Below are 12944 nucleotides of genomic sequence, written 5' to 3' on the forward strand. Positions count from 1 at the left end.
TTCGACGGTCACGGAGGTTCTTCGACGATCACGGACGAAGTGATGACGAGGTGATGACGAGGTGATCTTTGGCCGCCATGTATGAACGACCTCTGCCGATTCTGCCTCACCGTACGGTCGACCCGTGACCATATGTCCAGACGTCCTGCCGGATGCGCCCGCGCACACCCCCCAGGAGCCCCACCGGCCCCCTGCGTACCGCCGCTCAGGCGCCCGGGTTGCGCAGATCCACCAGGAGCGGGGGCGCGTGGTCCCCGCGCACGCTGGTGAGCGAGAGCACCGCGTGCCCCGGTGGCACCGCGTGCGCCAGTTCGGACGCCGACCACCGTTCCCGTTCGACCTGGCGCACGGTCACGGCCCGGGCGGTGGGCGCGTTCCCGGTGATCACCCGGCGCAGCATGTGGACGGCCTTCCCGGCCGGTGTCTCCGCGATGATCTGCCGGTCGGTGACGTCCCGTGCCTCGATCCACTCCTTGCCCCAGACCTCCGCGAAGTCCTGCCCGTCCCACGGGGTGAGCCCGGACAGGGCCACCCGGCACCCGATCGCGCCGAGCAGGGGCGAGCGCAGCGGGCGGGGCGCGTCGTCGAGCGTGCGCAGGGTCATCACGACCCCGGCGTTGGCGGACCGCAGCCGCTGGATCCCCCGTACGGCCTCGGGGGTGACGACCCCGGTGGCGTCGTCGAGCACCAGGCAGGCGAACAGGGAGCGGTCCTCGCGGACCGCGACACTGGCCGCGAACTGGGCGAGCACGAGCCGCGACAGGATCCGTGAGGCGTCCGCGTGCCCGCGCTGGGGCAGGTCGATCCGTACGCGTACGGGATGGTCGAGCGCGCGCAGCGAGAAGGGCCGGGTCTGTCCGGAGGTGTCGAAGAAACCGGCGAAGGCGGGCCGGTCCAGCAGCGCCACCCGGTCCGCGAGCACGCCGCCCACATCGCCGGGCTGCCCCAACTGCCGCTCCCGTGCGTCGAGTTCCCTCAGCAGGGACTCCTGGCCGCCGTCGGTGAGCGCCTTGCGGAGCGCGCCCAGCGGGCCGGGGGCGCCGTCGAGGAGCTGCCGCAGCTCGGGCACGGAGGGGAAGCGTCCGTGGACGGCCCGGTACGGCCCGAGCAGCTGGGCGAGCACGGTGGTGGACCGCCGGCTGTCCCCGCTGGGGTGCGGGTCTGCCAGATCGCCGACGAGCGCCTCGGCGAGCACGGCCGCGGCCTCGTCCGGGTCGGTGGTGCCGCCGTACAGGTCGAGGTCGTACACGGACTCGGGGTTGCCGACCCGCACCACGACGTCGTACGCGTCCACCGGGCCGAGGCCCGCGCCCGCGGCCCCGACGACGACCACGGCCGCGCGCCCGGCGAGCGCGTGCAGGCACAGCGACTCGACGAGCGGCCAGACGACCCCGCCGGTCTTCCCGGACCCGGCGGGCCCGACGGCGAGCAGCGAGGTCCCCAGCAGCTCGGGCCCGAGCGCCATCCCGGTGCCGCGGTAGGCGTACGGATTGCGGGCGTCGTCGGCGGTCGTGCCGAGGCGCACCTGCCCCGTGACGAGGTCGTGCTGGGCGAGCCGGCCCGGCAGGTCCCGCTCGCCGGAGGGGTGCAGACAGGCGGCGGCGCCCTCGCGCAGCACGGCGCCGGTGAAGGTGGCGAGGCTGTGGCGTCCGCTGCGCACGCCCTGCCAGGCGCGGGTGATCCGGGCGTGGTCGACGTCGCGCATCAGCCCGGCCCGCGCGTCGGAGCCGAGCCGGTCGGCGGCGTCGGCGGCTCCTGCGGCGCGCAGGGCGTTCCACTGCGCGGGGTCCTCCTCCGGTACCGGCGGCCGGTCGTCGACGGGTGCGGCCCGGCGCCAGGCGGGGGGCCCGTACCGGCGCCAGACCTCGCCCCACCGGCCGAGCCGGCCGACGCCGATCATGATGCCGAGCGCCACGGCCACGTAGTAGGCGTAGACGACCACGACGGATCCGAAGCTGTGGGGCTGGGCCCAGGAGTCCGGGATCATCGCGTACAGCGGCAGCAGCCACCAGCCGCCGAGGTAGCCGTTCCACAGCAGCGACCAGATCAGGTAGCCGACGAGGAACGCGATGAAGGCGCCGCTGAGCAGCTGCCGGGCGGGGATCTGCTCCGGCTCCACCTCCGGCCGCGGCCGGTGCCCGAACCGCCATACGCCCGGTGCGGCCTCGGGCCGGGGCGTGCGCAGCCAGCTGAGGAAGGCGGATCCGTCCGGGCGCGGCGGCCCGCCGGGTGCCTGCGTGGGCCGCGGCGGTACCCGGGGCGGTCCGGCCGGCCGCGGCACACGATCGGCGTGTGTGCCCCGTGCGTCGTGCGTGCCGTCGCTGTCCATCGCCTCTGCCACCCCTGACCAGCCGCTCCGTACGTGGTTGCGAGTCAATCTAACGCCCTCACAAGGGGAGTTCACCGCTTACCCGGCCGGGTGTGCGACGAGACGCACCCCGCCCCCTTGGACGTTCCCCGGCCGCGCCATGTCCAACACGGACAAGCGGCTTCTCCGACACCGCCCAGATGGAGCATGCCCACCCCCCGCACCCGGCCCTAGCCTGCGGAGAAGGAAACCCGTCAGCCCGTCGCACGACCCCAGGGAGCCCCTCATGAGCGCAGTTCCGCAGGAGCGCCGCATCGTCACCGCCATTCCCGGCCCGAAGTCGCAGGAGCTGCAGGAGCGCCGCAGCGCCGCGGTCGCGGCCGGTGTGGGGTCCGTGCTGCCCGTCTTCACCGCGCGCGCCGGCGGCGGCATCCTGGAGGACGTCGACGGGAACCGGCTGATCGACTTCGGTTCCGGTATCGCCGTGACGTCCGTGGGCGCCTCCGCCGAGGCCGTCGTACGCCGGGCCGCCGCCCAGCTCCAGGACTTCACCCACACCTGTTTCATGGTCACGCCGTACGAGGGTTACGTGGCCGTCGCCGAGGCGCTCGCCGAGCTGACGCCCGGGGACCACGCCAAGAAGAGCGCCCTGTTCAACAGCGGCGCCGAGGCCGTCGAGAACGCCGTCAAGATCGCCCGCGCCTACACGAAGCGGCAGGCGGTAGTCGTCTTCGACCACGGCTACCACGGGCGCACCAACCTCACGATGGCGCTGACCGCGAAGAACATGCCGTACAAGCACGGGTTCGGGCCGTTCGCGCCCGAGGTCTACCGCGTGCCGGTGGCGTACGGCTACCGCTGGCCGACCGGTCCGGACAACGCGGGCGCCGAGGCCGCCGCGCAGGCCATCGACGAGATCACCAAGCAGGTCGGTCCGGACAACGTGGCCGCGATCATCATCGAGCCGGTGCTCGGCGAGGGCGGCTTCATCGAGCCCGCGAAGGGCTTCCTGCCGGCCCTGAGCAAGTTCGCGACCGACAACGGCATCGTCTTCGTCGCCGACGAGATCCAGTCCGGGTTCTGCCGTACGGGCCAGTGGTTCGCGTGCGAGGACGAGGGGATCGTCCCGGACCTGATCACCACCGCCAAGGGCATCGCGGGCGGTCTGCCGCTGGCCGCCGTGACGGGCCGCGCCGAGATCATGGACGCCGCGCACGCGGGCGGTCTGGGCGGCACCTACGGCGGCAACCCGGTCGCCTGCGCCGGCGCGCTCGGCTCCATCGAGACGATGAAGGAGCTGGACCTCAACGCGAAGGCGAAGAACATCGAGGCCGTCATGAAGGCCCGGCTGGGCGCGATGGCCGAGAAGTTCGACATCATCGGCGACGTCCGCGGGCGGGGCGCGATGATCGCGATCGAGCTGGTCAAGGACCGTACGACGAAGGAGCCGAACGCGGAGGCGACCGCCGCGCTCGCCAAGGCCTGCCACCAGGAGGGCCTGCTGGTCCTGACCTGTGGCACCTACGGGAACGTGCTGCGCTTCCTGCCTCCGCTGGTCATCGGCGAGGACCTGCTGAGCGAGGGACTGGACATCATCGAGCAGGCTTTCGCCCGCATCTGAGCGGGGCCGGACTCATCGGTCGGCCGCCGGGGCCGCCCGTCCTGTCACAGGAGCGGGGCGTGTGAAGAAGGTGTGCGAGGTGCATGGCGGGAACGGAATCCGTCTGTCGGACGCCCTTTCGCTGTCGTAGGTTCTAGGCAGATGAGAGATGCACCCCGCCCACAGGGGACTGTGGGCGACATCAGGACGGGGCCTCCCCAGCTTCGCCCTGGTCGTGCCTTCGCGCACACAACCGGTGCCTTGTGCTCCGGGTCTCCTCACCGATCGGACAGTCGCTCGCCCCAAACCCCCCGGGGCGCGCGACAACCCGGTCAGAACCACCGAAGGGCTTGCACCTACCCCCCCTGGTGCAAGCCTTTCGGCGTATCCGGGGTCTGTTCGCGGCCCGGCCCGCGACCGGCCGGCCCGCGCCATGGGACGGCTTCCGCCGGGGGGTTGTGATTTCGGCTGCGGGTCCGTCGTGGCTGGCCGCGCAGTTCCCCGCGCCCCTGACGGGGCCCGCCCCGTGCTGCTGGCACGCTGTACCGCATGATCAGTGACCCCGAAAGCGTCCGCCGTGGTGAAAGCTCACCCGATGCGGGGGGTCGTGCACGGGTCCTTGCTTCGTTCGGTCTTCTTCTCCTCTTCGGTCTGCTCACCTGGCAGGTCTCCGTCGACGGGGCGGTGCGCCGGGCCGACGAACGGCTCGCGCGGACGGTCGAGGGGAGCCGCCTGCCGACGGGGGCCGCCGAGTTCCTCGCAGATCTCGGCAACATCGCGGTCGCCGTCCCGGTCCTGGCCGCGGTCGCCGCGTACGTCGCCTGGCGGGCCCGGCGCGCGGCCCTCCCCCGCTGGTGGCTGCGCCCGCTCGCGGCCCTCATGACCATGGCCGCCGTACCGCTCCTGGTCGTCCCCCTGAAGGAGGCCGTCGGCCGCACCGGCCCGCCCGGCATGGCGGGCGACGGCTACTACCCCTCGGGCCACACCGCCACGGCGGCCGTCGCCTACGGAGCCGCCGTCCTCCTCCTGCTCCCCTGGCTCCGCAACCGCTACCTCCGCCGCGAACTCACCATCGCCTGCCTGCTCCTGGTGGCAGCCGTGAGCTTCGGCCTGGTCCGCCGCGGCTACCACTGGCCGCTGGACGTGGTGGGGAGCTGGTTCCTGTCCCTGATCCTGCTTCAGCTCATGGTGTCGACCATCGCGCGATACGGTCGAGGGTCGGCGAGGCAGTAGCCCGTCGACGACCGGCGGGCAAGGGGGAGCACCATGGCGGACGAGCCGGATCAGGTGGCAGTCACCTATGAACGCCGCGACTACGCGCTCACCCCGTCGCCGGGAGAGGTGATCCTCCCGACGCACGGCCGGATGATCCACCACGATCCGGCCTGTCTCCATCTGAGTGACTCGCACACCCTGGGCCGCTTCCCCGACCCGGAGCGGCTGCTGTGGCGCCGGCTGATCGACTCCGCTCCGTCCGACGACACCGCGGGGCGTGCGCGGTTCGCCCGTTCCATCGACCTGCTGAACGGCTCGGGCCGTCCGCTCGTCGGTCCGTGCAGTTGCGTGCTGAGCCCCATCTCGGCCACCCAGGCCTCGACGCTGCGGCCCTGGCCGCTCGACGAGGCGGTCAAGGCGTTCGACCGCAATCGGTTCGCACCGATTCTGCGCGAGATGGAGGAGGCCGCCGAGGAGGTCCGCCGGGCGTTTCCGTGGGAGGACTGGCCCACGCTGCCCCTGGAACGGTACGCCCTGGGCCAGGGTGACAGCGCGAAGACGCAGCCGTACTGCTACGTGCTGGAGTTCGGCAGCCAGGCGCTGGGCAGCATCGCCGGTGGCTCCTCGATGAAACACCTCGTGTACGCCCGTAGCCAGGACGGCTCCTGGTGGCACGACGCGCGCTACGCGGACGAGCAGGAGGCGTGGCACGCCGTACGTGCCGGGATCGTCTCCGCTGTGACCGCGGCACGCGAGGGCCGCCTCGCGGACCTCGACTCGATCGACGCGATCCGTTCGGGGCCCGCCCTCATCTCCAAGACGCTGCGGGTGTACGTGCCGGAAGGATCGGTACCGATCTACGGCACCGATCACGCGCGGCACTTCATCCAGCGGCTGACCGGGCAGCCTGCGTCCGGACTGGAACGGTTCGCGCTGCGGGCGCGCCTGAAGGAGGTCGTCGACGAGCGGTTCGCGGGCTGGTCGTACGACCTGGTGGCGGAGTTCCTGTACTGGTGGGCCGATCCCAACCGGACGCAGCAGATAGTGAAGATCGCGGCCGGTGAGGGCGGGTCTCTGTGGGAGGAGTGCCGAGCGGGCGGTTTCATCGCGGTGGGCTGGGACGGCGCACCCGATCTGCGCTCGTACGCGGACAAGGACGAGTTCCTGGCCGCCTTCGCCCGCGCCTACGCCGACGAGTACAACGGCCACAAGCCCAAGATCACGGCGAAGGCCAACGAGGTGTGGAAGCTGCTGAGTCTGTGTCCCGGTGACCTCGTGGTCGCCAACCGGGGGACGAGCGAGATCCTCGGCATCGGCCGGGTGAAGGGCGACGGCTACGTGTGGCGGGAGGACCGCGCCGCCTTCCGGCATACGGTCGAGGTGGAGTGGGACGAAACCCACGCCGGACGGCTGGAGGAGCCCGAACGATCCTGGGCCACCGTCACGGTCAAGGACGTGTCCGCTCAGCTGTGGGCAAGGATCCGGCGGACGGGGCAGCCCACCGAGACTCCGTCCGCGGCGAGCACCGTGGCCGCCCAGCCGCTCGACGCCGATCTGCGGCCCCTTGCCGACGCTCTGCAACGGCGCGGTCAGGCGGTCCTGTTCGGGCCTCCGGGCACCGGCAAGACGTACACGGCCCTGCGGTTCGCCGCCCGCTGGCTGGGCGAGCTGGCGGGCGAGCTGCCCGGCGTGGATCCGTACGCGGAACCGGGTACCCCCGCCTTCGGCCGGACGCTCGACGCGCTGACCGCGGCAGGGCGGCTGACCACGGTCACTTTCCATCCCAGTTACGGGTACGAGGACTTCGTCGAGGGGTTCCGCCCGGTGAAGGGCGGCCCGGGCGGCCTCCTGCTGGACCTGACCGACGGCGTCTTCAAGCGGGTCTGCGCGACGGCCGCCGACGACCCGAGTCACCCGTACCTGGTCGTCGTCGACGAGCTGAACCGCGGCAATCTGCCCAAGATCTTCGGCGAACTGATCACCCTGCTGGAAAAGGACAAGCGGGGCCACCCGGTCCTGCTGCCTCTCAGCCAGACACAGTTCAGGGTGCCGGACAACGTGTACCTGATCGGCACGATGAACACGGCCGACCGTTCCGTGCGGATGCTCGACGCGGCGATCCGCCGACGTTTCGCCTTCCTCGAACTGCTGCCCGATTCCTCACCCTTGCAGGGCTGCCATGTGGAGCAGCTGCATCTCGCGGACCTGCTGGACTCGCTCAACCAGCGCATCCGCGCCCACCTCGACCGGGAGAAGCAGATCGGTCAGGCGTTCCTCCTCCCGAACGGCGCTCCGGTGGACTCGGCCGCCGAGTTGGCCGCGATCGTCCGCGGCGAGATCATGCCGCTGCTCCAGGAGTACGCGTACGACGACTACTCGTTGCTTGCCGCGTTCCTCGGTGAGGCGCTGGTCGATCCCGAGACGCACGCGCTGCGCGACCTCAGCGACGAGGGGCTGACAACCGCGCTGTACACCGAGCTGCAGCTCAAGGGCGGGGCGGCGCAGTAGTCCGTGGTCACGTTGCGGGAGTACGAGACGCGCGTCGTCGAGGGGATCCGGTTGAGCGCCGCCGACCGGCTGATGTGCGCGGGCGAGGAGCTCGGCACCCGCATCCGGGTGCGTGAACTGGCGGGTGGGCGGCTGGAGCTGGCGGCCGGTCCGTTCGTGGGTGTCGTCCGTCTCGACGCCTGCGAGATCCGCGTCCTGCCCAAGTACCTGGGCGAGGAGCTCGACGTCCTGCGAATGCTGGAGTACGCGGCCGGACGCGAACTGCCCTCGCTGGAAGCCGTACGCACCGTACGTGCTGGCGCTCCCCACCTCCGCGATCTGGTCGCGCTCCTGGTGACGGAGCACTGTGAGCGGCTGCTGGCGCACGGGGTGCGCCGCGACTACGTGACGATCGAGGACGAACTGCCCATGGTCCGGGGCCGTCTGCTGGCGGAGCGTCAGGTGCTGCGGCACTACGGGCGGCTGGACCGGCTGGCCTGCCGGTTCGACGAGCACGACACGGACATCGTGGACAACCGGCTGTGCGGCGCGGCCGTCGATCTCGCGGCCCGCACGGCGAGTTCCCCCGCCGTACGAGCCAGGGCCCGACGGGCGGCGGCCCGGTTCGCCGGGCTCGCGCCGACCCGCCTCGGTGATCTGCGCTCGGCGCTCGACGGACTCGACTACCACCGCCACAACGCCCATTACGAGGGCGCGCACCGGTGGGCGGCACTCCTGTTGTCGGGCGGCGGCGTGCGCGACCTCTTCACGTCGGGATCGCTGGCCTCCCGGACGTTCCTGATCGACATGAACGTGCTGTTCGAGGCCTTTGCCACCCGGCTGCTCCGGGAAGCCGCGGCCGGCACCGGGTTCACCGTCCGCGATCAGTCACGCCACCGCGGTGTGCTGCGCAACGAGCGGACCGGACGCCACTACAGCGAGGTACGCCCGGACGTCATGATCTCGGGCAGCCGGGACGGGGAGCCGCTGACCCGTCCCGTCGACATCAAGTACAAGTTGTACGACGACAGGAAGGTCGGCACACCTGATCTCTACCAAGCCTTCCTCTACGCCCACGCCCTCGCCCGGCAGCCTGGGCAGGGTGCGCCGACTTGTGTGCTGCTCCACCCCGGCGGGGTGTCCGGACCCCGTGAAGACATCACCGTGCGCCGCTGGGACGGCGGCACGTCGGCCCGGGTCCGATCGGTGTCCCTCGGCCTGCCGCCGCTGCTCGACGCCCTGAAAGGCGCCGAGCGCGGGCCGGCGCTCGCGAGGGTGCTGGCGGCGGCGCTGGACTGACAGCTCCGCCGCCGTGCCGGAGACCTCAGCCGAAATAGCCGTCGAAGTTCTTCGAGAACTCCCAGCCGCCGAAGCGGTCCCAGTTGATCGACCACGTCATCAGGCCGCGCAGGGCGGGCCAGGTGCCGTGGGTCGTGTACGAGCCGCAGTTCGTCTTCTTCGTCAGGCAGTCGAGGGCCTTGTTGGTCTCGGACGACGGTACGTGGCCGTTGCCCGCGTTCGTCGTGGCCGGCATGCCGATGGCCACCTGGTCCGGGCGCAGCGGCGGGAAGACGTTCGCCGCGTCGCCCGCCACCGGGAAGCCGGTGAGGAGCATGTCGGTCATGGCGATGTGGAAGTCGGCCCCGCCCATGGAGTGGTACTGGTTGTCGAGGCCCATGATCGGGCCGGAGTTGTAGTCCTGGACGTGCAGCAGCGTCAGGTCGTCGCGCAGGGCGTGGATGACCGGGAGGTACGCGCCGGCGCGCGGGTCCTGGCCGCCCCACTTGCCCGTTCCGTAGTACTGGTAGCCGAGCTGCACGAAGAACGTCTCCGGAGCCATCGTGAGGACGAAGTCGGCGCCGTACTTGGCCTTGAGGGTCTTCACCGCCGAGACGAGGTTCACGATCACCGGGGTCTTCGGGTTCTTGAAGTCGGTGTCGTCGGCGTTCAGGGAGAGCGAGTGGCCCTCGAAGTCGATGTCCAGGCCGTCGAGCCCGTACGTGTCGATGATCTTCGAGACCGAGGAGACGAACGTGTCGCGGGCCGCCGTGGTCGTCAGCTGGACCTGGCCGTTCTGGCCGCCGATCGAGATGAGGACCTTCTTGCCCGCGGCCTGCTTCGCCTTGATCGCCGCCTTGAACTCGGCGTCGGACTCGACCCCCGGGCACTCGGCCGCCGGGCAGCGGTCGAAGCGGATGTCGCCCGAGGTCACCGAGGTCGGTTCGCCGAAGGCCAGGTCGATGACGTCCCAGCTGTCCGGGACGTCGGCCATCCGCGTGTAGCCGGACCCGTTGGCGAAGCTCGCGTGGAGGTAGCCGACCAGGGCGTGGGCGGGCAGGTCGGCGGGGTCGCCGCCGCCCGGGCCCGCCGCGGTGGTCGCCGTGACGACCGGGGACTTCGCGGACTCCCCGGCGGCGTTCACGGCGGTGACCTGGAAGGAGTACGCCGTCGAGGGGGTGAGGCCGGTGACGGTGGTCGACGTGCCGGTCGGCGTCTGGACCTTCGTCCCGTTGCGGTAGACCGCGTAGCCCGTCGCGCCCTGCACCGCGGGCCAGGACAGGCCGACGCCGGTGGACGTGACCGTGCCGACCGTGGGGGCGCCGGGCGCGGCCGGTGGCTGCACCGCGTCGCCGCCGGGGCCGACCAGGGAGATGTCATCGGCGTAGTAGGCACCTGTGCCGTACCAGCCGTGCGTGTAGATCGTGACCCGGGTGGTGGAGGGGCCGGTGCGGAAGGTCGTGGCGAGCCGCTGCCAGTCCGGCGCGGGCTGGGTCCAGGCGGAGACGTCGGTGGTGCCGGTGCCGCTCGCGCCGAGGTAGACGTAGGAGCCGCGGACGTGTCCGGCGAGCGTGTACTGGGAGTCGGGCTTGACCGTCACGGTCTGCGCGCACTGCGCGTTGTCGCTGCCGGCCGGGGTCGCCTGCAGCGCCGAGGCACCGCTGCGGACGGGTGAGCCGACGACGGAGCCCGCCGTGCAGGACCAGCCGTCGAGGCCCGCTTCGAATCCGCCGTTGCGGGCCAGGTCCGCGTCGGCCGCACGGGCGGCCGACGAGAGCGCGGTCATACCGGGTACGGCCAGGACGGTGGCCGCACAGACGGCGAGGACGGATCTGCGAGCAGATCTGCGAACAGGTCCGGGAAGAGGTCTGGCGCGATCCACGACTGCCTCCTGGCGTGGGGGAGATGGAGGGTGGAGCGCGCTCAATTTGGTCCAGACCAATGCTGTTGTCAAGACCTCCGGCAGCTATCCGCCGTCGCGGTCACCGGCCCCGCCCCGTTCCTCGGTCGCCAGCCCCGCCGCCGCCTCGTGCATGGCCAGTTCCAGCAGCGCCGGATCCGTGAGCGTGCCGGAGCCGTCCGGGGGGATCAGCCAGCGGACCCCGCCGGTCGAGCGCCCGGGATACGGGACGACGATCCACGTACCACGGCCCGCCGTACGCACCCCCGTGCCCAGCCAGCGCGCGGCCGTCCCCGGCGGGACGAAGAAACCCATGCGCGCGTCACCGAAGTCGACGAGCACGGGACCTGGCTGGTCGAGCACGCGGGACAGCACGTCGAGCGTCGGATAGCCGAGCTGCCCCGGCAGGATGAGCACGTCCCAGACCTTGCCCGCCGGCAGCAGCGCGACCCCCATCGGGTTGCGCTCCCATTCGAAGCGGCAGGCTTCCGGGTCCGGTGCCACGGATGCCAGCCACTCGACCGCCGTCTTCGCCCCTGTCATGGCGGAACCTCCCTCTCTCGTGTCGACGCTGGTCGCGTCACAGGAGAGAGGGAGGTCCGGGCCTGGCATTACGCGGCTTTCGGCAACGAATTGTGGAAGTCGTCCCTGCCGCTCGGCCGGCGAACCGGTGCAGCCGTCGAACCCGCTCAGCTGTCGAAGCCCAGACCCACCCGGTCCATCGTCCGCAGCCACAGATTGCGCCGGCCGCCGTGGGCGTCCGCGCGGGCGAGGGACCACTTGGTGAGCGCGATGCCCGTCCACGCGAACGGCTCCGGCGGGAAGGGCAGCGGCTTCCTGCGGACCATCTCCAGCGCCGTACGCTCCGTGCGCTCCCCCGCCAGCAGGTCGAGCATCACGTCCGCGCCGAACCGGGTCGCGCCGACCCCGAGGCCCGTGTAGCCGGCCGCGTAGGCGACCCGGCCCCCGTGCGCGGTGCCGAAGAAGGCGGAGAACCGGGAGCACGTGTCGATCGCGCCGCCCCAGGCGTGGGTGAAGCGGACGCCCTCCAGCTGCGGGAAGCAGGTGAAGAAGTGCCCGGCGAGCTTCGCGTACGTGTCCGGCCGGTCGTCGTACTCGGCGCGCACCCGGCCCCCGTACGGGTAGACCGCGTCGTAGCCGCCCCACAGGATCCGGTTGTCGGCGGACAGCCGGAAGTAGTGGAACTGGTTCGCCGAGTCCCCGAGCCCCTGCCGGCCCTTCCAGCCGATCGAGTCGAGCTGTCCGGCGGTCAGCGGCTCGGTCATCAGCGCGTAGTCGTACACCGGCACGGTGTACGGGCGCACGCGCTTGACCAGGTTCGGGAAGATGTTCGTGCCCAGCGCGACCCGGCGGGCGCGCACGCTCCCGTACGGCGTGCGTACGGCCATTCCCGCGCCGTGCGCCTTCAGGGTGAGCGCGGGCGTGTGCTCGTACACGCGCACCCCCAGTTCGACGCAGGCGCGCTTGAGTCCCCAGGCGAGTTTGGCGGGGTGCAGCATGGCGACGCCCCGGCGGTCGTGCAGGCCGCCGAGGAAGGTCGGTGAGTTGACCTGCTCCCGTACGGCGTCGGCGTCCAGGTGCTCGACGCCGTCGGCGAGGCCGCGCTCCTTCAGCTCCTCGTGCCAGTCGCGCAGTTCGGCCGCCTGGTACGGCTCGGTCGCCACGTCGATCTCGCCGGTGCGCTCGAAGTCGCAGTCGAGGGAGTAGCGGGCCACGGTCGCCTCGATGCCGTCGAGGTTGCGGGCGCCCAGCTCCTCCAGCTGGTGGATCTCGTCGGGCCAGCGGGTCAGACCGTTGGACAGGCCGTGGGTGAGGGAGGCGGCGCAGAATCCGCCGTTGCGGCCCGAGGCGGCCCAGCCCACCTCGCGGCCCTCCAGCAGGACCACCTCGCGCCCGGGGTCGCGTTCCTTGGCGAGGAGCGCGGTCCACAGTCCGCTGTAGCCACCGCCGACGACGAGCAGGTCGCAGGTCTCGGCGGCGGTGAGCGCGGGCTCGGGGCGGGGTTTGCCGGGGTCGTCCAGCCAGTACGAGATCGGCTGGACGTCGGAGAGCGACTTCGCCCAGTTCCTGTCGGTCCGATCGTTGTCACGGCTCATGGCGCTCGGGGCCATGATTTCAACTCCCAACGAATGTGA

Annotated in this window: 8 protein-coding genes; 4 read left to right on the forward strand and 4 right to left on the reverse strand. The window is 71.6% G+C overall.

The features are described 5' to 3' along the window. Positions 1-205: 205 nt before the first annotated feature. Positions 206-2329 carry an ATP-binding protein gene (locus J8N05_RS33470; RefSeq protein WP_210890550.1) on the reverse strand — a complete coding sequence of 708 codons (2124 nt, stop codon included), beginning with the start codon at positions 2327-2329 and terminating at the stop codon, positions 206-208. Between the two features lie 265 nt (positions 2330-2594). Between J8N05_RS33470 and gabT the strand changes: the two genes are divergently transcribed. The 4 genes from gabT to J8N05_RS33490 all read left to right on the forward strand — a co-directional run bounded on the left by gabT (position 2595) and on the right by J8N05_RS33490 (position 8909). Further along, the gene (gabT, locus tag J8N05_RS33475; protein ID WP_210889407.1) at positions 2595-3929 is read left to right on the forward strand and encodes a 4-aminobutyrate--2-oxoglutarate transaminase; all 1335 of its coding nucleotides are present in this window, start codon (positions 2595-2597) and stop codon (positions 3927-3929) included. Between the two features lie 528 nt (positions 3930-4457). After that, the gene (locus J8N05_RS33480; RefSeq protein WP_210889410.1) at positions 4458-5141 is read left to right on the forward strand and encodes a phosphatase PAP2 family protein; all 684 of its coding nucleotides are present in this window, start codon (positions 4458-4460) and stop codon (positions 5139-5141) included. A 33-nt stretch (positions 5142-5174) separates the two neighbouring features. Then, on the forward strand, positions 5175-7631 hold the full coding sequence (locus J8N05_RS33485) for an McrB family protein (protein WP_247706609.1): 2457 nt from the start codon (positions 5175-5177) through the stop codon (positions 7629-7631). Between the two features lie 3 nt (positions 7632-7634). Further along, positions 7635-8909 (forward strand): McrC family protein, encoded by a 1275-nt coding sequence (locus tag J8N05_RS33490; RefSeq protein WP_247706610.1) that lies wholly within the window; start codon positions 7635-7637, stop codon positions 8907-8909. A gap of 25 nt (positions 8910-8934) precedes the next feature. Here the strand turns inward: J8N05_RS33490 and J8N05_RS33495 are convergent, their stop codons facing one another. From J8N05_RS33495 to J8N05_RS33505, 3 genes are all read right to left on the reverse strand, one after another. After that, a complete protein-coding gene (locus J8N05_RS33495; RefSeq protein WP_407699951.1) occupies positions 8935-10770 on the reverse strand; it encodes a chitinase in 1836 nt (611 codons plus the stop codon). Positions 10771-10854: 84 nt separating this feature from the next. Beyond that, positions 10855-11331 (reverse strand): hypothetical protein, encoded by a 477-nt coding sequence (locus J8N05_RS33500; protein ID WP_210889412.1) that lies wholly within the window; start codon positions 11329-11331, stop codon positions 10855-10857. A 146-nt stretch (positions 11332-11477) separates the two neighbouring features. After that, on the reverse strand, positions 11478-12920 hold the full coding sequence (locus tag J8N05_RS33505; protein WP_210889414.1) for an NAD(P)/FAD-dependent oxidoreductase: 1443 nt from the start codon (positions 12918-12920) through the stop codon (positions 11478-11480). Between the last annotated feature and the right edge of the window lie 24 nt (positions 12921-12944).

The sequence above is a fragment of the Streptomyces liliiviolaceus genome (assembly GCF_018070025.1).
In the GTDB taxonomy this organism is placed as follows: domain Bacteria; phylum Actinomycetota; class Actinomycetes; order Streptomycetales; family Streptomycetaceae; genus Streptomyces; species Streptomyces liliiviolaceus.